This is a genomic window from Limnohabitans lacus (assembly GCF_030053395.1).
GTDB lineage: Bacteria > Pseudomonadota > Gammaproteobacteria > Burkholderiales > Burkholderiaceae_C > Limnohabitans_A > Limnohabitans_A lacus.
The window spans coordinates 21,106-42,264 of sequence record NZ_JASGBH010000008.1; the positions used below are offsets into that span (position 1 = coordinate 21,106).

Genomic DNA, 21,159 nt, shown 5'->3' on the forward strand with positions numbered 1-21,159 from the left:
CCCGCCTTGCTGCGCCACGAGACTCAGGCAAACAATTGCGCCAAGGCTTCGCCGGGCTCGGCGGCGCGCATGAAGGCTTCACCGACCAAGAAGGCGTGGACGTTGGCATCACGCATGCGCTTGACGTCTTCGGCCTTCAAGATGCCACTTTCGGTCACCAGCAGGCGATCGGAAGGCACATCGGGCAACATGTCCAAAGTGGTTTGCAAAGTGACCTCGAAGGTGCGCAAATTGCGGTTATTGATGCCGACCAAGCGGGTTTTCAGCTTCAAGGCCCGCGTCAACTCTTCGCGGTCATGCACCTCGACCAGGACGGCCATGTCCAAGCTGCGGGCAATGGCTTCTAAATCGGCCATTTGCGCATCGTCCAGGCAGGCAGCGATCAACAAGATCGCATCCGCGCCCATGGCCCGGGCTTCATAGACCTGGTAGGCGTCCACCATGAAGTCTTTGCGCAGAACCGGCAGATCACAACTGGCTCGGGCTTGTTTGAGGTAATCCACGCTGCCCTGAAAAAACTGTTTGTCGGTCAACACCGACAGGCAAGCGGCGCCATGCTCGGCATAGCTTTGCGCGATGTCGGCCGGTATGAAGTCGGCGCGCAAAACGCCTTTGGAGGGGCTGGCTTTTTTGACCTCAGCGATCACCGCCGCTTGGCCGGCCACGATTTTGGCGCGCATGGCCGCTTCAAAGTCCCGGGTCAGCACGCGGCTTTCGGCATCGGCGCGCATGGCGGCCAAGGGCTTCTTGGCCAAAGCGGCGGCGACCTCTTCGCGTTTGACTGCGACGATTTTGTTGAGGATGTCACTCATGATGCTTTTCCCGATCGGGCGCTTGGGCGCCAGTTTTCAAAATTCGAACAAAGACGTAGTGCATGACCACGCCTGCGATGACAAACATAGACGACACACCCAAGGCGATCCAGGCGCCCGCGTCGTGCCACATCCTCAGGCCGCAGTCTGGCTGAAGGCCACAAACTGCGCCAGCTTGGCCTTGGCGGCACCGGACTCGATGGCCGCACGGGCGCGCTCAATGCCCTCGGCAATGCTGCCGGCCACATTGGCCGCGTACAGGGCGGCGCCGGCATTGAGCATCACGATGTCACGGGCAGCGCCAGGTTGGTTGTCGAGCACACCACGCAACACGGCCAAAGATTGCTCAGGCGTGTCCACACGCAGTGCGCGATTGCTGGCCATGGGCAAGCCAAAGTCTTCCGGGTGGATTTCGTATTCTCTGATTTGACCGTTCTTGAGCTCACCGACCACCGTCGATGCCCCCAGACTGATCTCGTCCATGCCATCGCGGCCGTAAACCACCACCGCATGTTCAGCACCCAAGCGTTGCAAAGCCCGCACCTGAATGCCCACCAAATCGGAGTGGAACACGCCCATCAAGATGTTGGGCGCCCCAGCCGGATTCGTCAGCGGCCCGAGGATGTTGAAGATGGTACGGATGCCCAACTCTTTGCGCACTGGCGCCACATTCTTCATGGCAGGGTGGTGGTTGGGGGCGAACATGAAACCGATGCCCACCTCTTCAATGGATCGGGCGATCTGCTCGGGTGTGAGGTTCAGATTGGCGCCCAGCGTCTCGACCACATCGGCGCTGCCGGATTTGCTGCTGACGCTGCGACCGCCGTGCTTGGCCGTTTTGGCACCCGCTGCCGCGGCCACAAACATGGCACAGGTCGAGATGTTGAAGGTGTGCGCACCGTCACCGCCCGTGCCCACAATGTCCACCAAATTCGAGGGATTGGCCACCTTCACCTTGGTGGAAAACTCGCGCATCACCTGAGCGGCCGCCGTGATTTCACCGATGGTTTCTTTCTTCACACGCAAGCCGGTGATCAGGGCCGCCGTCATGACCGGTGACAACTCGCCATTCATGATCATGCGCATGATCTTGAGCATTTCGTCGTGGAAAATTTCACGGTGCTCGATGGTGCGTTGCAGCGCTTCTTGAGGAGTGATGGGCATGGGGGTTTCCTTGCAAAATGGCGATGGCCGCGCGAATCAAGGCCGCACGAGAAAGTTCTTCAACATGGCATGGCCATGCTCGGTGAGGATCGACTCAGGGTGAAACTGAACCCCCTCGATGTCCAGCTCGGTGTGCCGCACGCCCATGATCTCGCCGTCATCGGTCCAGGCTGTGACTTTGAGGCAAGCCGGGCACGAGGCCCGCTCGATCGCCAGCGAGTGGTAGCGATTCACGGTGAATTGTTCAGGCAAACCCGCAAACACCCCCTCTTGCGTGGTGGTGATCACACTGGTCTTGCCGTGCATCAACGCTTGGGCCCGCACAATCTGGCCGCCGAAAGCCGCACCAATGCTTTGATGACCCAGGCACACGCCCAGAATAGGCAATTGGCCCGCGAAATGCTGGATGGCCGCGACCGAAACACCCGCCTCGGCCGGTGAGCACGGTCCCGGCGAGATCACCAGACGGTCGGGTTTTCGCGCCGCGATGCCTTCCAGGGTGATTTCGTCATTGCGAAAGACTTCGACGTCTGCACCGAGTTCGCCGAAATACTGAACGATGTTGAAGGTGAACGAATCGTAGTTGTCCACCATGAGCAATTTGATTTTCTGTGTCATGGCGTTCACTCCAAACCTTCTTCCACCAACTCGCTGGCGCGCAGCAAGGCACGCGCCTTGTGCTCGGTTTCGCGCCACTCCATCTCGGGCACCGAGTCGGCCACCACACCGGCAGCCGCCTGCACATAAAGCGTTTGGTCTTTGATGACGGCCGTGCGGATCGCGATGGCCACGTCCATGTCCCCAGCAAAGCTGATGTAGCCGCATGCACCGCCATAAAGGCCGCGCTTAACGGGCTCGAGTTGGTCAATCAGCTCCATCGCGTGCACCTTGGGGGCGCCGGTCAAGGTGCCCGCGGGGAAGGTCGCCTTGAGCACGTCCATATTGGTCATGCCCTCGTTGAGCAAGCCTTCAACGTTGCTCACGATGTGCATCACATGGCTGTAACGCTCGACCACAAAGGCCTCGGTGACCTTGACGGAACCGATCTTGGCGATGCGCCCGATGTCGTTGCGTGCCAAATCGATCAGCATCACGTGCTCGGCACGCTCTTTCGGATCGTTGATCAATTCCTGTTCGGCCGCTTTGTCCTTTTCGGGCGTCGCGCCGCGTGGGCGGGTCCCCGCCAGGGGGCGGATGATGACTTTCTCACCCGCTTCGGTGTGTTCTTGGCGCACCAAGATTTCTGGGCTTGCGCCCACCACATGGAAGTCGCCCAGGTTGTAGAAATACATGTACGGGCTGGGGTTGAGCGAGCGCAGCGCACGGTAGAGCGACAAAGGGCTCTCGGTGTAACGCTTCTTGATGCGTTGCCCCACCTGCACCTGCATGAAGTCACCCGCAGCGATCAACTCCTTGGCTTTTTCGACGGCGGCGATGTAATCGGCCTTGGCAAAGTCGCGCTCGGCGGGATAGGACTCGCTGGGCTTGACCACTGGCGCACTGACCGAGTATTTGAGTTGCTCTTTCAAATCGCGCAGACGCTTCTTGGCACCCGCATAGGCTTCCGGCTGCGCAGGGTCTGCATAGACGATCAGGTAGAGCTTGCCCGACAGGTTGTCGATCACCGCCAGCTCTTCGCATTGAAGCAGCATGATGTCGGGCGTGCCGAGGGTGTCGGGTGGGCAGGATTTTTCGAGCTTCTTCTCGATGTAGCGCACCGCGTCGTAACCAAAGTAGCCAGCCAAGCCGCCGCAAAATCGTGGCAAACCTGGGCGCAAGGCCACTTTGAAACGCTTTTGGTATTGCTCGATGAAGTCCAGAGGGTTGCCCGAGGCGGTCTCGACCACCACGCCATCACGCACAACCTCGGTCTTGGCCTGGTCGCCAAAACCACTGGCGCGGATGTAGCTGCGGGCGGGCAAGCCGATGAAGCTGTAGCGTCCAAAACGCTCACCGCCCACCACCGATTCGAGCAAAAAGCTGAATTTGCCGTTGTCTTTGGTGTGGGCCAGCTTCAGGTAAAGCGACAAAGGTGTTTCCAGGTCCGCAAAGGCCTCGAGCATGAGGGGGATGCGGTTGTAGCCTTGACTGGCCAGGCTTTTGAATTCAAGTTCGGTGATCACGGGCAAGAGCCTCCAAGAGCTCAGCAACCTTTGCAAAGGTGCGTTTCATTCATCCAAATGCCCAGCCAGTGCTGGGCGCGGGTGGCGGCTTGTGCCGCCCGGTTCAGGCGAGGTCAGGCTGGCTGACGCCAGGGCCAGGCTCCCCGGCCTTCCACAGGGGAATGGCTCGGCAGGCAGGCTGCGCAGGGGTGGCAAGGGATGATGAACATGGTGTGCTTAGTGTAGCAAAGGCTATTGGCGAGGACGCTCAGGTGTTTTTCGCCTGCAGCCACGCAGGCAACAGGGCCAGAGAATCCAGCCATGCGGCAGCCGGGGTTTCCTGAACGGGGCGGCCATGGTTGTAGCCATAGGTCACCAACACCACCGGGCATCCCGCCGCGTGGGCGGCTTGGGCATCGTTGCTCGAATCCCCCACCATCAAGGTCTGGGCCAATGCGGTGCCCAATGCCTCGCAGGTCTTGAGGATGGGCAGAGGGTCGGGCTTTTTGCGCTCGAAGCTGTCACCGCCAAACACCTGCGTGAAATAGCCGTCAATCCCTTTGGCCGCCAGCAGCGGCTTGGCAAAAGACAACGGTTTGTTGGTCAGGCAAGCCAGCGGGATACCGGCCTCGCTCAGTGCCTTCAAAGCGTCTTGGACACCGGGGTAAAGCGCCGAATGCTGGCCATTGCAGCGCAGGTAGTGGTGCTGGTAGCGCTGCCAAGCGGGCTCGTACAGGGCGTCGACGGTCACACAGGCGCTCACGCCTGCCTCGGGCAGGGCCAATTGATGGGCCAGCACGGAACGGATCAGGTGCTCGGAACCTTTGCCCACCGTGCGCTCCACCAAAGACCGGGTCACGGGTGGCAGGTCCAGGTCGGCCAAAGTACGGTTGAGGGCGACTTCAAAATCACCCAGTGTGTCCACCATCGTGCCATCCAGATCGATGATGGCCGCTTGGATCGTCGGCCGCATCAGCCCAGCGCCAGGCGCATTTGATCGATCACGCCTTTGTAATCAGGCTTGCCAAAAATCGCGCTGCCCGCCACAAAGGTGTCGGCACCGGCGTCGGCCACGCGGCGGATGTTGTCGACTTTGATGCCGCCATCGACTTCGAGGCGAATGTCTTTGCCGCTGGCCTCGATCAGTTTGCGGGCTTGTTCAATTTTGCGCAAAGCCGAATCGATGAAGCTTTGGCCGCCGAACCCGGGGTTGACGCTCATGATCAAAATCAGGTCGATCTCATCGATCGTCCACTCCAGCACATCCAAAGGCTCGGCCGGGTTGAACACCAGACCAGCCTTCACGCCCTTGCTCTTGATGGCCTGAATGCTGCGGTGCACGTGCGCGCTGGCATCGGGATGAAAACTGATCAGGTCAGCCCCGGCTTCTGCGAAGGATGCGGCCAAGGCATCGACAGGCGAAATCATCAAATGCACATCGATCGGCACGGCCACGCCTGCGGTCGTTTTGGCGTGTGGCTTCAGGGCCTGGCAGATCATGGGGCCGAAGGTCAGGTTGGGCACGTAATGGTTGTCCATCACATCAAAGTGGATCCAGTCGGCACCGGCATCGATGACGCTTTTGACTTCCTCGCCCAAGCGGGCGAAATCAGCCGAGAGGATGGAAGGGGCAATGCGGAATGTGGTCGTCATGCCTGAATTGTCGCAGTTAACATTGGGCTATGTCTGCCTACGCCATCCAAATTGATACCCAGCCCCAATACGTGGGCGAACAAAGTGATCCTCTGCGCGGTGTGTTTTCTTTTGCGTACACGATCACCGTGACCAACACGGGCACGGTCCCCGCGCAATTGATCGCCCGTCACTGGATCATTCAAAACGATGAAGGCCAGATGGAAGAGGTCAAAGGCTTGGGTGTGGTGGGCCAGCAGCCCTTGCTCGCACCCGGCGAGTCTTTTCAGTACAGCAGCGGTTGCCGTTTGCGCACCGCCAGCGGCACCATGCATGGCAGCTTCTTTTTTGTGGCCGCCGATGGTCACCGTTTTGATGCGCCCATCGAGGCCTTTGTCTTGGATGCCTCTGGCACCGGAACCACGGGTCGCACATTGCATTGATACACAGACAGCCTTGAGTGGCTTGCGGTTAAGCTTGCACCATGGGTGAATTTGATCTGATTGACCGCTATTTCAAGCGTCCTGCACGCCAAGCCGATGTGGGCATTGGCGATGATTGCGCCATCTGGACCCCTCGCGCCAGCCACCAACTGGCCATCTCCACCGACATGCTGGTTGAAGGACGACATTTCTTGTCGACCGTGGACCCGGCACGTTTGGGCCACAAAGCACTGGCCGTCAACCTCAGCGACTTGGCCGCCTGCGGCGCAACACCTCAGGTTTTTTTCTTGTCATTGGCATTGCCTCGGCTAGAGGAATCTTGGTTGGATGGTTTTTCACACGGTCTTTTTGCGCTGGCCGATGCGCATGGCATCGAACTGATCGGTGGTGACACCACGCAAGGACCCTTGAACATTTCCATCACCGTGATGGGTGATGTCCCCACGGGTCAAGCCATCCTGCGCTCTGGCGCGCAAGCTGGCGATGACCTGTATGTCAGCGGCCATGTGGGCGATGCACGTCTGGCCTTGGAGGCCTTTCGGGGCCTTGTTGGTTTGCCACAGGCGATTTTCGAGTCAGCACGCTTGCGCATGGAAACCCCCTTGCCCCGTGTGGCCCTGGGCCAGTCCCTGCGGGGCATGGCCACCGCCATGGCAGACATCAGCGATGGGCTTTTGGGCGATCTGGGTCACATCCTTCGTGCCAGCCACGTGGGGGCGGTCATTGACTGGCCAGCCTGTCAGCCATTGCTTGCCGCATCACAGACCTGGCCTTGTCCAGAGGCCTTGGCATTGACCTGTGTATTGTCAGGCGGTGATGACTATGAATTGGTTTTCACAGCGCCAGCCTCAGCACGTCAGGCTGTGCTCGATGCTTCAAACCGATCGGCGACACCGGTCACCCGCATCGGACACATCACCTCGGACACTCAGTTGCGTGTGCTTGACAGCCAAGGTCAAGCCATCGACCACGGACTCCGTTCATTTGACCATTTCGCATGACTGAAAACGCACCACGCATTGTGGACTTCCGATTCATGATGTCTCACCCTGCGCATTGTATTGCGCTGGGTTTTGGGTCCGGCCTGGCCCCCAAAGCACCAGGCACCGTAGGCACGCTTTGGGCGTGGGCCATCTGGTTGGTGATTCAGAACTTTTTGTCTCCTGCTGCCCAAGGTCTGTTGATCGCCTTGAGCCTGCCTTTGGGCTGGTGGGCTTGTACTTTGACCGCGCGCCACATGCACATTGCGGACCCGGGTGCCATCGTTTGGGACGAATTCATCGCCATGTGGCTGATCCTGTGGCTCATCTTGCCTACGGGCTTTTGGGGCCAGCTCATCGCCTTTGCGCTGTTTCGTTTTTTTGATGCCGTTAAGCCTGGCCCCGTGGCCTGGGCTGATCAGCTGTTCAAAGGATTCGGTTGGCGCGGTGGTTGGGGCATTCTGTTAGACGACCTGGTGGCGGCTTTTTGCACCCTGCTGGTCTTGGCCTTTTGGAGGTGGGTGTGGTGAAACTTCACATTCCAGCACTTTCATCTCGCCTTCAGAGCTTGCAGTGGATGATGGCCACGGCTGAAAGCTGCACTGGCGGCATGATCGCTGCCCATTGCACAGATTTGCCTGGTTCCAGCTCTTGGTTTGAGCGTGGGTTCGTCACCTATTCCAACGAGGCGAAATCTGAATTGCTGGGTGTGCCGGCTGCGATCATTGATCAGCACGGTGCTGTGAGCGAGCCTGTGGCCCTCGCCATGGCTCTGGGTGCGTGCTATCGCTCTCACGCGCAGGTCAGTGTTGCAGTCACTGGCATCGCCGGGCCCACCGGCGGCTCGGCGGATAAACCTGTTGGTACTGTTTGGCTGGCTTGGTGCATCCAAGGCATTGCGCACGCCGAAAGGCATCTGTTCACCGGTGATCGCGGCCAGATCAGACAAGCCACAACACAGGTGGCTTTGCGAGGCCTACTGCAACGCTTGCCAAGATAAGCCAGGCAGAAACAAAAAAGCCCTCCGAAGAGGGCATTTTTTGAAAATCAGCTTGCGCCAAATTTGGTTGCGGGGGCCGGATTTGAACCAACGACCTTTGGGTTATGAGCCCAACGAGCTACCAGACTGCTCCACCCCGCGGTAAGAGATTAATTATACCTTATTCTGCGGCCTGTTCGGCAGATGAATCAGCGCGATCGACCAATTCGACCAATGCCATCGGTGCGTTGTCCCCCACACGGAATCCCATTTTCAGGATACGTGTGTAACCACCAGGACGCGAGGCCGAACGTGGGCCCAGCACATTGAACAATTTGGTGACGCTGTCGCGGTCACGCAAACGGTTGAACGCCAAGCGACGGTTCGACAAGTTGTCCACTTTGGCCAAAGTGATCATGGGCTCGATCACGCGGCGCAATTCTTTGGCCTTTGGTACTGTGGTTTTGATGACTTCATGCTCGATGAGCGAGTTCATCATGTTCTGCAGCATCGCAAGGCGGTGCGAGCTGGTGCGATTGAGTTTACGAAGGCCGTGTCCGTGACGCATGGTGCTTTCCTTTCTTTATTAAACAGACAGCCGTATCAGGTACTGCCCGTGCACACCCCGGATCATTTCCGGGAAATTGAGATTATCGCTTTTCCAAACCAGCAGGTGGCCAAGCTTCGAGCTTCATGCCCAAAGTCAGACCGCGGGAAGCCAAAACTTCCTTGATTTCGTTAAGTGACTTGCGACCCAGGTTAGGGGTCTTGAGCAATTCATTCTCGGTCCGCTGGATCAGGTCGCCGATGTAGTAAATGTTTTCTGCTTTGAGGCAGTTGGCCGAACGAACGGTGAGTTCGAGTTCGTCCACTGGGCGCAGCAAGATGGAGTCGAAACTGCCAGCACCACCGCGAGCGGCAGGCGCATCGAAAGCAGACAATTCGCTGCCTTCCAGCTGTGCGAACACCGCCAGCTGTTCCACCAAAATCTTGGCCGATGCGCGCACGGCATCTTCGGCCGTGATGGCACCGTTGGTCTCGATCTCGATGACCAACTTGTCCAGATCGGTACGCTGCTCAACGCGGGCGCTTTCGACGGTGTAGCTCACGCGCTTGACAGGCGAGAACGAAGCGTCCAGCACAATGCGGCCCAAAGCCTTGGTAGGCTCGTCGGCATAACGGCGCATGGAACCGGGCACGTAGCCACGGCCCTTTTCAACCTTGATCTGCATGTCCAGCTTGCCGCCTTGCGACAGGTTGGCAATGACGTGCTCGGGGTTGATGATCTCGACATCGTGAGGTGTCTGGATATCAGCAGCGGTGACAGCGCCTTCGCCGTCTTTGCGCAGGCTCAAAGTCACTTCATCGCGGTTATGCAATTTGAAGACCACGCCTTTGAGGTTCAACAAGATGTTGACCACATCTTCTTGGACGCCATCGATGGACGAGTATTCATGAACCACGCCAGCAATGGTCACTTCGGTGGCCGAGTAGCCGACCATAGAGGACAGCAAAACGCGGCGCAGCGCGTTGCCCAGCGTGTGACCGTAGCCACGCTCGAAAGGCTCCAGCGTGACTTTGGCACGGTTGGCCGCCAGTTGCTCGACTTGGATGGCTTTGGGTTTCAACAGATTGGTTTGCATTCAGACTTCCTCTCAATACCCCCGGTCCGTTACACCGGTAAGGCTGATGAAGCACCCGGCCCACAATGCCTTGTGCGCCGGGAACGATTGAAACGACGTATTAACGAGAATACAGTTCGACGATCAACGATTCGTTGATGTCAGCGCCAAATTCGTCGCGGTCAGGAACCTTCTTGAAGGTGCCTTCGGCTTTGTCAGCGTTAACTTCGACCCAAGCTGGCATACCAACTTGCTGAGCCAATTGCAAAGCTTCCACCACGCGGTTTTGCTTTTTAGACTTTTCACGAACAGCGATCACGTCACCGGCTTTGACCAGGTACGAAGGGATGTTCACGGATTGACCATTGACGCTGATGGCTTTGTGAGAAACCATCTGACGTGCTTCAGCGCGTGTGGAGCCGAAGCCCATACGGTACACCACGTTGTCCAGACGGCACTCGAGCAAAGCCAACAGGTTAGAACCCGTATTGCCTTTGCGACGATCGGCTTCAGCGAAGTAACGACGGAATTGCTTTTCCAGCACGCCGTACATGCGCTTGACTTTTTGCTTTTCACGCAGTTGCAGACCGTAGTCAGAAGTGCGCTGACCCGAAGTGCGACCGTGTTGGCCTGGCTTGGTGTCGAATTTAGACTTGTCAGCGATCGAGCGACGTGCGCTCTTCAAGAACAAGTCTGTGCCTTCACGGCGGGAAAGTTTGGCCTTGGGGCCGAGGTAGCGTGCCACTTGATTTTCCTTTTATGCAACTACCGCATCAGAAATGCGGGAGCCAGGCGATGCAAGCAAGGCCTGGCGGTGGGCTTGGTTTGAAATTAGATACGACGGCGCTTTTGTGGGCGGCAGCCGTTGTGCGGGACAGGCGTCACATCCGAGATGGAAGTGATGCGGATGCCCAATGCACCCAAGGCACGAACGGAAGACTCGCGACCAGGGCCTGGACCCTTGATTTCGACGTCGAGGTTTTTGATGCCTTGTTCTTGCGCTGCGCGACCAGCCACTTCGGAGGCAACTTGAGCTGCGAAAGGTGTCGATTTGCGCGAACCCTTGAAGCCTTGGCCACCCGAAGAAGCCCAAGACAAAGCATTGCCTTGGCGATCGGTGATGGTGATGATGGTGTTGTTGAACGAAGCGTGAACGTGTGCAATGCCGTCAGCAATGTTCTTGCGGACTTTTTTACGCACGCGTTGTGCTGCGCTGTTCGATTGTGCTTTAGCCATAGTGGTCTCTCAATCCTGCTTATTTCTTCAGGGCCGCTGCGCCTTTGCGCGGACCCTTGCGAGTGCGTGCATTGGTACGTGTACGCTGGCCGCGCATGGGCAAACCGCGACGGTGGCGGAAACCACGGTAGCAACCGATGTCCATCAAACGCTTGATGTTCATGGTGGTCTCACGACGCAGGTCACCTTCGATGGTGAACGCAGCGATGTGATCGCGAATTTTTTCCAAGTCGCCGTCCGTCAGATCTTTGATCTTTTTGGAGTAAGCGATGCCACAGGCTTCGCAAATTTGTCGTGCGCGGGTGCGACCAATACCGAAGATGGCGGTCAAGCCAATCTCAGCATGTTTGTGCGGCGGAATGTTGATGCCAGCGATACGTGCCATTTTCGTCCTCTAAAACTAGTTCAATCAGCCTTGACGCTGCTTGTGACGTGGATCTGTGCAGATCACACGAACAACGCCTTTACGGCGAATGATCTTGCAGTTGCGGCAAATTTTTTTCACCGAAGCAGAAACTCTCATGGTTCTCTCCTAAAACTCTTCGTTCAACCTGGCTCTTCAGCCAGGCTCAAATGGTGGTCCCGCATACGCAGCAGGAATTCATACGCAAGTCGGTCAGGACTTGAAACTCGCTTTCTTCAAAAGCGATTCGTACTGTTGTGACATCAAATAATTTTGTACCTGGGCCATGAAATCCATCGTGACCACCACAATGATCAGCAACGAGGTGCCGCCAAAGTAAAACGGAACATTGTATTTCAGAATCAGGAACTCGGGCAGCAGACACACGAATGTGATGTAAGCCGCACCTGCCAAAGTCAAACGCAACAGGATCTTGTCGATGTAGCGAGCGGTCTGATCACCTGGGCGAATGCCTGGAATGAAAGCGCCACTTTTCTTCAAGTTGTCTGCTGTTTCACGGCTGTTGAAAACCAAAGCGGTGTAGAAAAAGCAGAAGAAGATGATGGCTGCTGCGTACAACATCACATAGATCGGCTGACCAGGGGTCAAAGTGCTGGCCACGTCTTTGAAAAAACGCACCACGGCACTGTCGGTCTCACCCGAGCTGAACCAGTTGATCACAGTTGCAGGCAACAAAATGATCGAAGAGGCAAAGATCGGAGGAATCACACCGGCCATGTTCAACTTGAGCGGCAAGTGTGACGATTGACCGCCATACACTTTATTGCCCACTTGACGACGAGCGTAGTTCACCAAAATCTTGCGCTGACCGCGTTCCACGAACACCACGAAGTAGGTCACCAGAACCACCACCGCAATGATCAGCAAGGACACGAGTGGGTTCATTGCACCAGTACGAACCAGTTCAAACAAACCACCCATGGCACTGGGCAAACCCGCTGCGATGCCTGCAAAGATCAAGATCGAGATGCCATTGCCCAAGCCGCGCTCAGTGATCTGCTCACCCAACCACATCAGGAACATGGTGCCAGCAGTCAAGCTGACCACGGCTGTCATGCGAAAACCAATGCCAGGGCTGATCACCAAGCCAGCAGACGCTTCCAAGGCCACGGCAATGCCCAAGGACTGGAAAATCGCCAAGCCCAATGCACCGAAGCGTGTGTACTGCGTGATCTTGCGACGACCTGCCTCGCCCTCTTTCTTCAACTGCTCGAAAGCGGGAAGAACGTAGGTCAACAACTGCATCACGATGGATGCCGAGATGTAAGGCATGATGCCCAAGGCAAAAACGGTGAACCGCGACAAAGCGCCACCCGAGAACATGTTGAACAAGCTCAGGATGCCGCCTTGCTGACCGTTGAACAACTGTTTGAGTTGCTCAGGATCGATGCCAGGAACTGGGATGTGGGCGCCAGCACGGTAAACGACCAACGCGAGCAGCAAGAAGACCAGTCGGCGACGCAGGTCCCCGAACTTGCCTGACTTGGCGATCTGATTAGCGTTGGTTGCCACGATGCGTCTCGTCCATCAACATTCAGGCCAGGGAGCCACCAGCAGCTTCAATGGCTGCTTTGGCACCTGCTGTCGCACCGATACCCGTCAATTTGACGGCCGTGGTGAGTTCGCCGGATTTGATCACTTTGACCACTTTGGCCAGCTCAGGCACGAGGCCCGCTTGCTTCAAGGTCAACAGGTCCACTTCGGCCAAACCGAGCTTGCTCAGTGTGGTCAAGGTGATTTCTGCGTTGAATTTCAACAAGTGCGATTTGAAACCGCGCTTAGGCAGACGGCGTTGCAAAGGCATTTGACCGCCTTCGAAACCCACTTTGTGGTAGCCGCCCGAACGGGACTTTTGACCTTTGTGACCACGACCGGCGGTTTTACCCAGACCCGAACCGATACCACGGCCAACGCGACGAGCAGCGTGTTTAGCGCCGTCTGCGGGTTTGATGCTGTTGAGTTCCATCAGATATCTCTCAGAGAACTTTGACCAGATAGCTGATCTTGTTGATCATGCCGCGCACTGCAGGGGTGTCCTGCAATTCGCTGACGCTGTTGAGTTTGCGCAGACCCAGGCCACGAACGGTGTCGCGGTGGGATTGCTTGGTACCAATGGGGCTACGCACCAATTGGACTTTCACGGTAGCTTGGTTAGACATGTTCGATCTCCAGTTCAGGCGAACAGCTCTTCAACTGACTTGCCACGCTTGGCAGCCACGTTCGAGGCTGTTGTGCAGTTGGCCAAGGCGTCCAGAGTGGCGCGAACCATGTTGTAGGGGTTCGAAGAACCATGGCTCTTGGCCACGATGTCGGTGATACCCACCACTTCGAACACAGCGCGCATAGGACCACCAGCGATGATGCCGGTACCTTTGGGGGCTGGGGCCATCATGACGCGGGCTGCGCCGTGGTGACCTGTCACTGCGTGATGAATGGTGCCGTTTTTCAACGCCACTTTGTTCAGGTTGCGACGGGCCTCTTCCATTGCCTTTTGCACAGCCACTGGCACTTCTTTCGACTTGCCTTTGCCCATGCCGACTTTGCCGTCGCCATCACCCACGACTGTCAACGCTGCGAAACCCAGGATACGGCCACCCTTGACCACCTTGGTCACGCGGTTGACCGCGATCATCTTCTCGCGCAGACCGTCTTCTGGACCGTCAGCTTGCGGTTTTGCTGTAAATTTAGCCATTTGTAATTCCGATCCGTTTAGAACTGCAGACCTGCTTCACGGGCAGCTTCGGCCAAAGCCTTGACACGACCGTGGTAAGCAAAACCTGCGCGGTCGAAGGCGACCTTCTCAACGCCAGCAGCTTTCGCTTTTTCAGCAATGCGCTTGCCAATGACGGCGGCTGCGGCGGCATTGCCACCTTTGCCTGCTGCACCCAGCGCCGTACGCACTTCGGCTTCGGCGGTGGAGGCACTGGCCAACACTTTGGTACCGCAACCAGAGATCACACTGGCGTAGATATGCAGGTTGGTGCGGTTCACGGTCAAACGGGCCACGCCTTGCTGTGCAATGCGGATGCGTGTTTGACGTGCACGACGGAGACGCTGCTCTTTCTTGGTCATCATGATGCAGCTCCTTATTTCTTCTTGGTCTCTTTGATCGTGATCTTCTCATCCGAATAACGGATGCCCTTGCCTTTGTAAGGCTCAGGAGGACGAACAGCACGGATCTCAGCAGCAATTTGGCCAACACGTTGACGGTCAGCACCTTTGATCACGATTTCAGTCGCGGTCGGTGTGGCCACCGTGATGCCAGCAGGCATGTCGATGTTGACGGGGTGCGAATAACCAACGGCCAGATTCAGCTTGGCACCAGTGGCTTGGGCTTTGTAACCCACGCCAATCAGGTTCAGCTTCTTCTCGAAACCCTTGGTCACGCCAGTCACCATGTTGTTCACCAGCTGACGCAAGGTGCCGCTCATGGCGTTGGCTTCACGCGAATCGTTGGCAGGCACAAAGCTCAGCTTGCCGCCTTCGTTGTTGACCTGGACCAAACGGTTGGCAGCGATGGCCAATTGACCACCTGTGCCTTTAACGCTGATCTGGTCTTCCTTGATGGACACATCCACGCCAGCGGGGATGGTCACAGGCATTTTTCCTACTCGGGACATTCAGTCTCTCCTGCCTTTAAGCGACGTAGCACAGCACTTCGCCGCCGACACCGGCTGCGCGCGCTTTGCGGTCGGTCATCACACCCTTGGGTGTGGTGACGATGGCGACGCCCAGGCCGTTTTGGACCTGAGGAATTGCATCGCTGCCTTTGTAAACGCGCAGGCCAGGACGGCTCACACGTTCAATACTCTCGATCACAGGGCGACCGGCGTAGTACTTCAGGGCGATTTCGAGGGTGGCTTTGCCGCCTTCGGTCTTGATTTGGAAGCCATCAATGTAGCCTTCATCTTTCAACACTTGGGCGATGGCCACCTTCACTTTGGAAGATGGAACCAACACCATGGCTTTGGAAACCATTTGTGCGTTGCGGATGCGGGTCAACAGATCGGCAATAGGATCACTCATGCTCATGTTGTATCTCTCCTGCCGATTACCAGCTGGCCTTGGTCACGCCCGGAATGTTGCCTTGGAAGGCAAGTTCACGGATCTTGGCGCGGCCCAGACCAAATTGACGGAATGTGCCACGTGGACGACCGGTGATTTCGCAGCGGTTGCGTTGGCGGGTGGGGTTGGCGTTGCGTGGGAGCTTTTGCAGACCCAGACGGGCAACTGCACGCTCTTCATCGCTGCGCTTGGCATCATTGGCGATGGCTTTCAGTTCCGCGTATTTTTTCGCGTACTTGGCCGCCAGTTTTTCACGCTTGAGCTCGCGCTCGATCAAAGCTACTTTAGCCACGTGACACCTCAGTTCTTGAAGGGGAAGCGGAAAGCCGTCAAGAGCGCTTTGCACTCTTCGTCGGACTTGGCCGTTGTGGTGATGCTGATGTTGAGACCGCGCAAGGCATCGACCTTGTCGTACTCAATCTCAGGGAAAATGATCTGTTCTTTGACGCCGATGTTGTAGTTACCGCGGCCATCAAATGCGCGACCAGAAATACCACGGAAGTCACGAACGCGAGGCAAAGCCACGGTCACGAAACGGTCGAGGAATTCGTACATCTGAACGCCACGCAAAGTCACCATGCAGCCAATAGGCTGTTGCTCACGGATCTTGAAGCCGGCGATCGCTTTCTTGGCCTTGGTCACCACAGGCTTTTGGCCTGCGATTTTGGTCAAGTCGCTCACAGCGTGGTCCATGACTTTTTTGTCGGCCACAGCTTCAGACACACCCATGTTCAAGGTGATCTTGGTGATGCGAGGAACCTGCATGGGCGACGTGTAGCCAAACTTGGCCGTCAGTTCAGCAGCGATTTTCTCGCGGAAGAGTTGTTGCAAACGTGCCATGCTCATGCCACCTTGATTTCTTCGCCGCTGGACTTGTAAACGCGAACGCGTTTGCCGTCAGCTTGCAGCTTGATACCCACGCGATCAGCCTTCCCAGTAGCGGCGTTGAAAATCGCCACATTGGATTGGTGAATAGGCATGGCCTTTTCGATGATGCCGCCAGTGGTGCCCTTCATAGGGTTTGGCTTGGCGTGCTTTTTGACGATGTTCACACCTTCGATCACCAGGTGCGAATCGCTGGCGCGCGATGACACGGTGCCACGCTTGCCTTTGTCACGACCTGTGATGACGATGATTTCGTCGCCTTTGCGAATCTTGTTCATGGCGCGTCCTTACAGTACTTCAGGAGCCAAGGACACGATCTTCATGAACTTCTCGGTACGCAGTTCACGCGTCACGGGGCCGAAGATGCGGGTGCCGATAGGCTCCAACTTTGCGTTCAGCAACACTGCAGCGTTGCCATCAAACTTAACGAGCGAGCCATCGCCGCGGCGGATGCCCTTGGCTGTACGAACGACCACTGCACTGTAAACCTCGCCTTTTTTGACGCGGCCACGTGGAGCGGCTTCTTTGATGCTCACCTTGATGATGTCGCCAACACTTGCATAGCGACGCTTGGACCCGCCGAGCACCTTGATGCACAGCACGGACTTGGCGCCGGTGTTGTCGGCCACATCCAACCGAGTTTCTGTCTGGATCATTTCTTTATTCCCAACTTGTATTTCTTGCCAGCCAGCCTTACAGCCAACCAACAGAAATCAGTCTTGGACCCGTCATTCACACCGCGAACCACTCGCAGCGCTTCTGTTTGGGCAGATACTTACGCTTTTTGCAAAGCGAAGCCCTCGATTATGTCTGAAAAATACCGATGAGGCAACACTTTATTGAAGTATTTCTGCAAATATTCGATCTTGTAGGGTTTCAAATGGCCGTACGGGCTGTGCGTCGGGGGTCGGGGGTCGGGGGTCGTCAGGCTTTTATTTGACCGACTTACACCCGTAACAGGCACCCTGGGTGGGCATCCGGTCACGCCAGGGTTTGCCGCCAGCACGGGTTGACGTTTTTCGGTTATTGGGGTCTTCAGTGGTATTTCTGAGACAAGGCCATGAAATCGGTCAAATGAGCGCCTTGTCCGGTTTCTTCAGTCAATATGCGCGCCACCTCTGGCGCCATGGCCATAGCCTGACGCGCATCCAGAAACAAGGCCCGCCAGCGCCGCGCCAACACATCCTCGACGGTCCAGGCGTATTCATGCCGCGCCGCATAACGGACCATGGCCTCCGTCAGGCCCAGACCCAGTTCGTGCTCAGCGCCCGGACAGGCACGCACCTCAGCTTCTTGACTACCGTACAAATGCCAGCCCGGCGGATCACACACCGCCAAGCCATTGCGGTTTGCCAAAGCTCCGAACAAGACATGGCTATGACTGGACTGGCCCTCTTGCCGGGGCAAAACCCCTGCCTCAAAACACGCCTGCATGACGTCTTCGGCCATGGAGCGGTAGGTGGTCCATTTGCCACCGGTGACCGTGATCAAGCCATTGTCATCGGTCACGATGGTGTGCTCACGCGACAAACTCTTGGTGCCAGCTTTGGCCTGATTCGATCCCACCAAGGGCCGCAAACCCACCCACATGCTTTGCACATCACTGCGCGTGACCGGGCGACTCAGCACCTTGCTCGCCTCACTCAAAATGAATTCCAACTCAGCCTCAAAGGCCTGGGGCTCTCGCGGCAAATCCTGCCTGGGGGTGTCGGTGGTCCCCAGGATCAATGCACCCATCCAGGGCACGGCAAACAAGACCCGGCCGTCCTGGGTTTTGGGCACCAGCAAGGCATGCCGCCCTGGCATGAAATCACGGCTGACCACCAGATGCACGCCTTGGCTTGCACTCACTATCCGCTCGGGCATGGCCTGCCCGGAATCGAGCAGGGATTGTTGGCGCACAGCGTCCACCCATACCCCCGCCGCATTGACCACAGAGCGGGCAAACACACGGTAAGCACCTGCTTGCCGCTGATCTGTCAAAGACAGCTCAAAGCGCGCACCATCTGCCAGCACCGCAGGCAAGCCGTGCACACGCGCCACATTCATGTAATTGAGCAACTGCCCACCCGCACGTTCAATCGTGCGCGCCAAGGCCAGCGCCAGCCGGGCATCGTCAAACTGGCCATCCCAGTACTTGACGCCGCCCTTCAAACCTCGAGATTGAAGACCTGGCAATGCCGCCAGGGTTTCCTGAGCACTGAGCCACTCGGTCTGACCCAGGCCTGCTTTACCCGCCAATACATCGTAAAGTTTCAACCCCAAGCCATAAAACGGCGTCTGCCACCACTTATAAGAAGGCATCACAAAGGGCAATGGCTGGGCCAGGTGGGGCGCCAGTTTCAAGACGGCGGCACGCTCGGCCAGCGCTTCACGTACCAAAGCAATATTGCCCTGCGCCAGGTAGCGCACCCCGCCATGCAGCAATTTGGTGGACCGCGACGATGTGCCCCCGGCAAAGTCATGCGACTCCAGCAACAGCACCGAGAAACCGCGCAAAACTGCATCCAGAGCCACCCCCAGACCTGTCGCCCCGCCACCGACGACCACCAGGTCATAGGTCGGGTGCGTGCCCAGAGTGCTCAGCAGTTCAGCGCGTTTCATAGTCAAGACATTCAAGGCCCTGTGGTCGGGTGACCACAGGGCAGTTGGGGAACAACTCTCAGGCCCGAAGGCGATCAGCGAGCGCGGCCACTCTTCCAGGCGCTCAGCAACTGGTCATAGGCAATGGTTTGGCCCTTGGGCTTCTCATTGGCCAACTTCTTCCAGGGGGCCTGCTTGTCGCTGAGCCACTTGGCGGGGTCTTCCTTCTTGTTGAGCTTGGGCGCGCAACGCTCCATACCCGCACGTTCCAGACGGCCCATGACCTGGTCCATTTGCTCAGCCAGGTTGTCCATGGCCTGCTGGGGGGTCTTTTCAGCCGTCACAGCCTGCGCCACGTTTTGCCACCACAGCTGGGCCAGCTTGGGGTAATCGGGCACGTTGGTGCCTGTAGGTGACCAGGCCACACGGGCCGGGCTGCGGTAGAACTCGACCAGACCCCCGAGCTTGGGCGCCATGTCAGTCATGGCCTTGCTCTGGATGTCGGATTCACGGATCGGTGTCAAGCCCACCAGAGTCTTCTTCAGGCTGGCTGTTTTGGCCGTCACGAACTGGGCGTACAGCCAGGCTGCAGCCGTGCGGTTGGCATCATGGTTTTTGAAGAAGGTCCAGCTGCCCACATCTTGGTAGCCGTTTTGCATGCCTTGCTTCCAGTAAGGGCCGTTGGGGCCGGGGGCCATGCGCCACTTGGGTGTGCCGTCAGCGTTCACCACGGGCAGACCTGGCTTGGTCATGTCGGCCGTGAAGGCGGTGTACCAGAAGATCTGCTGCGCAATCTGACCTTGTGCTGGCACAGGACCGGCCTCACCGAAGGTCATGCCCGAGGCCTCCTTGGGCGCGTATTTCTTCATCCAGTCCACGTACTTGGTCAGCGCATAGACCGCTGCAGGCGAGTTGGTGGCACCGCCGCGAGACACCGATGCGCCCACCGGCGTGCACTTGTCGTCGGCCACGCGAATGCCCCACTCGTCAATCGGCAAGCCGTTGGGCGCGCCAATGTCGGCGGTACCCGCCATGGACAACCAGGCATCGGTGAAGCGCCAGCCCAAAGAGGGATCTTTCTTGCCGTAGTCCATGTGGCCATAAATCGCCTTGCCGTCGATGTTTTTCACGTCATTGGTGAAAAACTCGGCAATGTCTTCATAAGCGCTCCAGTTCAAGGGCACGCCCAGGTCGTAGCCATATTTGGCCTTGAACTTGTCTTTCAAATCCTTGCGGTCAAACAAGTCGGCGCGGAACCAGTACAGGTTGGCAAACTGCTGGTCGGGCAACTGATACAGCTTGCCATCGGGGCCAGTGGTGAACTTGGTACCGATGAAATCCTTCAGGTCCAGGCCGGGGTTGGTCCACTCTTTGCCCGCACCGGTCATGTAATCCGTCAGGTTGAGGATCTTGCCGTAGCGGTAATGGGTACCGATCAGGTCAGAGTCAGAGATCCAGCCGTCATAAATCGACTTGCCGGACTGCATGGATGTTTGCAGCTTTTCAACCACGTCACCCTCTTGAATCAGGTCATGCTTGACCTTGATGCCCGTGATTTCGCTGAAGGCCTTGGCCAGTGTTTTGGACTCGTATTCGTGGGTGGTGATGGTCTCTGACACCACCGAGATTTCCTTCACGCCCTTGGCCTGAAGTTTCTTGGCCGCGTCGATGAACCACTTCATCTCCGCCAACTGCTGGTCTTTGTTCAAAGTGGACGGCTGGAACTCAGAATCGACCCAACGCTTGGCTGCCGCCTCGTCAGACCAGGCCACATTCGAGCCCAGAGCCAGGGCCGCCGAAACGGCCAAAATGGAATAGCGCAATTTCATGATGTCTCCTCAAAGGTGTGAGTTCCCCGGCTACAAACACAAAGTAGTGCGGCCCCCGGGGAAACTCCGGGCCACAATTTCGGAAAAAACGAATCAGCCCTTGCGCATGACGCCCAGCAACCAGACGATGGACAGCCCCAGGCTGATCCACACGCTGGGCTCACTGTCCAGCGACATCAGCTCGGTCAGCCAACCGGCCACGCCCACAAACGCCAGGTTGATGTAGGCCGCCCCCAGCAAACCGATGAACAAGCGGTCACCGCGGGTGGTGGCCATGGGCAAAAAGCCCTTGCGCATCACGGTGGGGGACTTGATTTCCCACACCGTCATGCCCACCAGCATCAGCCCGATGCACGAGAAGAAAACGGCCACAGGCGTGGTCCAGACCATCCAGTCAAACATG

General features: G+C 57.4%; 30 protein-coding genes and 1 tRNA gene. 4 read left to right on the forward strand and 27 right to left on the reverse strand.

From position 1 onward, the window contains the following. Positions 1–23: 23 nt before the first annotated feature. From trpC to rpe, 6 genes are all read right to left on the reverse strand, one after another. Positions 24–812, reverse strand: a complete 789-nt coding sequence (gene trpC / locus QLQ16_RS11155; RefSeq protein ID WP_283224767.1) for an indole-3-glycerol phosphate synthase TrpC — start codon at positions 810–812, stop codon at positions 24–26. A gap of 135 nt (positions 813–947) precedes the next feature. Next, positions 948–1,976, reverse strand: a complete 1,029-nt coding sequence (trpD, locus tag QLQ16_RS11160; RefSeq protein WP_283224768.1) for an anthranilate phosphoribosyltransferase — start codon at positions 1,974–1,976, stop codon at positions 948–950. Between the two features lie 36 nt (positions 1,977–2,012). Continuing rightward, positions 2,013–2,594 carry an anthranilate synthase component II gene (locus QLQ16_RS11165; RefSeq protein WP_283224769.1) on the reverse strand — a complete coding sequence of 194 codons (582 nt, stop codon included), beginning with the start codon at positions 2,592–2,594 and terminating at the stop codon, positions 2,013–2,015. A 5-nt stretch (positions 2,595–2,599) separates the two neighbouring features. Then, on the reverse strand, positions 2,600–4,099 hold the full coding sequence (trpE, locus tag QLQ16_RS11170) for an anthranilate synthase component I (RefSeq protein ID WP_283224770.1): 1,500 nt from the start codon (positions 4,097–4,099) through the stop codon (positions 2,600–2,602). Between the two features lie 247 nt (positions 4,100–4,346). After that, positions 4,347–5,051, reverse strand: coding sequence for a phosphoglycolate phosphatase (gene gph / locus QLQ16_RS11175; protein WP_283224771.1), 705 nt, complete (start codon positions 5,049–5,051; stop codon positions 4,347–4,349). After that, positions 5,051–5,731, reverse strand: a complete 681-nt coding sequence (gene rpe / locus QLQ16_RS11180) for a ribulose-phosphate 3-epimerase (protein WP_283224772.1) — start codon at positions 5,729–5,731, stop codon at positions 5,051–5,053. The genes gph and rpe overlap by 1 nt, the downstream gene beginning before the upstream one ends. Before the next feature lie 29 nt (positions 5,732–5,760). Between rpe and apaG the strand changes: the two genes are divergently transcribed. Genes apaG through QLQ16_RS11200 form a run of 4 tightly spaced genes read left to right on the forward strand, consistent with a single transcriptional unit; the run spans position 5,761 to position 8,133 of the window. Then, complete coding sequence (gene apaG / locus QLQ16_RS11185) at positions 5,761–6,153, forward strand: Co2+/Mg2+ efflux protein ApaG (RefSeq protein WP_283224773.1); 393 nt, start codon at positions 5,761–5,763, stop codon at positions 6,151–6,153. Between the two features lie 41 nt (positions 6,154–6,194). Further along, entirely contained in the window at positions 6,195–7,154 is a 960-nt protein-coding gene (gene thiL, locus QLQ16_RS11190; RefSeq protein ID WP_283224774.1) for a thiamine-phosphate kinase, read from the forward strand. Further along, positions 7,151–7,663: a phosphatidylglycerophosphatase A family protein gene (locus QLQ16_RS11195; RefSeq protein WP_283224775.1), complete on the forward strand. Its 513-nt coding sequence runs from the start codon at positions 7,151–7,153 to the stop codon at positions 7,661–7,663. Before thiL ends, QLQ16_RS11195 begins: the two co-directional genes overlap by 4 nt. Beyond that, on the forward strand, positions 7,660–8,133 hold the full coding sequence (locus QLQ16_RS11200) for a CinA family protein (RefSeq protein WP_431310410.1): 474 nt from the start codon (positions 7,660–7,662) through the stop codon (positions 8,131–8,133). Before QLQ16_RS11195 ends, QLQ16_RS11200 begins: the two co-directional genes overlap by 4 nt. A 64-nt stretch (positions 8,134–8,197) precedes the next feature. On the opposite strand, the gene QLQ16_RS11205 is transcribed toward QLQ16_RS11200, so the two are convergent. From QLQ16_RS11205 to QLQ16_RS11305, 21 genes are all read right to left on the reverse strand, one after another. Further along, a tRNA-Met gene (locus QLQ16_RS11205) sits at positions 8,198–8,274 on the reverse strand. Positions 8,275–8,293: 19 nt separating this feature from the next. After that, entirely contained in the window at positions 8,294–8,680 is a 387-nt protein-coding gene (rplQ, locus tag QLQ16_RS11210; protein ID WP_283224776.1) for a 50S ribosomal protein L17, read from the reverse strand. A gap of 82 nt (positions 8,681–8,762) precedes the next feature. Beyond that, positions 8,763–9,755 (reverse strand): DNA-directed RNA polymerase subunit alpha, encoded by a 993-nt coding sequence (locus QLQ16_RS11215; RefSeq protein ID WP_283224777.1) that lies wholly within the window; start codon positions 9,753–9,755, stop codon positions 8,763–8,765. 100 nt (positions 9,756–9,855) lie between these two features. Then, positions 9,856–10,479, reverse strand: coding sequence for a 30S ribosomal protein S4 (rpsD, locus tag QLQ16_RS11220; RefSeq protein WP_283224778.1), 624 nt, complete (start codon positions 10,477–10,479; stop codon positions 9,856–9,858). Positions 10,480–10,565: 86 nt separating this feature from the next. Further along, positions 10,566–10,970, reverse strand: a complete 405-nt coding sequence (rpsK, locus tag QLQ16_RS11225) for a 30S ribosomal protein S11 (RefSeq protein ID WP_108324097.1) — start codon at positions 10,968–10,970, stop codon at positions 10,566–10,568. Positions 10,971–10,989: 19 nt separating this feature from the next. Further along, positions 10,990–11,355 (reverse strand): 30S ribosomal protein S13, encoded by a 366-nt coding sequence (rpsM, locus tag QLQ16_RS11230; protein WP_108324096.1) that lies wholly within the window; start codon positions 11,353–11,355, stop codon positions 10,990–10,992. Between the two features lie 24 nt (positions 11,356–11,379). Then, positions 11,380–11,493: a 50S ribosomal protein L36 gene (gene rpmJ, locus QLQ16_RS11235; protein ID WP_011481465.1), complete on the reverse strand. Its 114-nt coding sequence runs from the start codon at positions 11,491–11,493 to the stop codon at positions 11,380–11,382. A 93-nt stretch (positions 11,494–11,586) separates the two neighbouring features. Further along, on the reverse strand, positions 11,587–12,906 hold the full coding sequence (gene secY, locus QLQ16_RS11240; protein ID WP_283224779.1) for a preprotein translocase subunit SecY: 1,320 nt from the start codon (positions 12,904–12,906) through the stop codon (positions 11,587–11,589). Positions 12,907–12,928: 22 nt separating this feature from the next. Further along, complete coding sequence (gene rplO, locus QLQ16_RS11245) at positions 12,929–13,360, reverse strand: 50S ribosomal protein L15 (protein WP_283224780.1); 432 nt, start codon at positions 13,358–13,360, stop codon at positions 12,929–12,931. 10 nt (positions 13,361–13,370) lie between these two features. Then, positions 13,371–13,553, reverse strand: coding sequence for a 50S ribosomal protein L30 (gene rpmD / locus QLQ16_RS11250; RefSeq protein WP_283224781.1), 183 nt, complete (start codon positions 13,551–13,553; stop codon positions 13,371–13,373). Between the two features lie 14 nt (positions 13,554–13,567). Further along, entirely contained in the window at positions 13,568–14,086 is a 519-nt protein-coding gene (gene rpsE / locus QLQ16_RS11255) for a 30S ribosomal protein S5 (protein WP_283224782.1), read from the reverse strand. A 17-nt stretch (positions 14,087–14,103) separates the two neighbouring features. Further along, positions 14,104–14,469, reverse strand: coding sequence for a 50S ribosomal protein L18 (gene rplR, locus QLQ16_RS11260; RefSeq protein WP_108324092.1), 366 nt, complete (start codon positions 14,467–14,469; stop codon positions 14,104–14,106). Positions 14,470–14,480: 11 nt separating this feature from the next. Then, entirely contained in the window at positions 14,481–15,014 is a 534-nt protein-coding gene (rplF, locus tag QLQ16_RS11265; RefSeq protein WP_283224783.1) for a 50S ribosomal protein L6, read from the reverse strand. A gap of 16 nt (positions 15,015–15,030) precedes the next feature. Next, positions 15,031–15,426: a 30S ribosomal protein S8 gene (rpsH, locus tag QLQ16_RS11270; RefSeq protein WP_283224784.1), complete on the reverse strand. Its 396-nt coding sequence runs from the start codon at positions 15,424–15,426 to the stop codon at positions 15,031–15,033. Positions 15,427–15,445: 19 nt separating this feature from the next. Further along, positions 15,446–15,751, reverse strand: coding sequence for a 30S ribosomal protein S14 (gene rpsN / locus QLQ16_RS11275; RefSeq protein ID WP_108324089.1), 306 nt, complete (start codon positions 15,749–15,751; stop codon positions 15,446–15,448). An 8-nt stretch (positions 15,752–15,759) separates the two neighbouring features. Then, positions 15,760–16,299 carry a 50S ribosomal protein L5 gene (gene rplE / locus QLQ16_RS11280; RefSeq protein ID WP_100120212.1) on the reverse strand — a complete coding sequence of 180 codons (540 nt, stop codon included), beginning with the start codon at positions 16,297–16,299 and terminating at the stop codon, positions 15,760–15,762. Positions 16,300–16,301: 2 nt separating this feature from the next. After that, on the reverse strand, positions 16,302–16,622 hold the full coding sequence (rplX, locus tag QLQ16_RS11285) for a 50S ribosomal protein L24 (protein WP_283224785.1): 321 nt from the start codon (positions 16,620–16,622) through the stop codon (positions 16,302–16,304). Between the two features lie 9 nt (positions 16,623–16,631). Then, on the reverse strand, positions 16,632–17,000 hold the full coding sequence (gene rplN, locus QLQ16_RS11290; RefSeq protein WP_053172537.1) for a 50S ribosomal protein L14: 369 nt from the start codon (positions 16,998–17,000) through the stop codon (positions 16,632–16,634). A gap of 379 nt (positions 17,001–17,379) precedes the next feature. Next, positions 17,380–18,948 (reverse strand): glycerol-3-phosphate dehydrogenase/oxidase, encoded by a 1,569-nt coding sequence (locus QLQ16_RS11295; protein ID WP_283224786.1) that lies wholly within the window; start codon positions 18,946–18,948, stop codon positions 17,380–17,382. Between the two features lie 74 nt (positions 18,949–19,022). Beyond that, on the reverse strand, positions 19,023–20,756 hold the full coding sequence (locus tag QLQ16_RS11300) for an ABC transporter substrate-binding protein (RefSeq protein WP_283224787.1): 1,734 nt from the start codon (positions 20,754–20,756) through the stop codon (positions 19,023–19,025). Positions 20,757–20,849: 93 nt separating this feature from the next. Beyond that, positions 20,850–21,158, reverse strand: a complete 309-nt coding sequence (locus QLQ16_RS11305; RefSeq protein WP_053172542.1) for a DUF2160 domain-containing protein — start codon at positions 21,156–21,158, stop codon at positions 20,850–20,852. Position 21,159 lies beyond the last annotated feature (1 nt).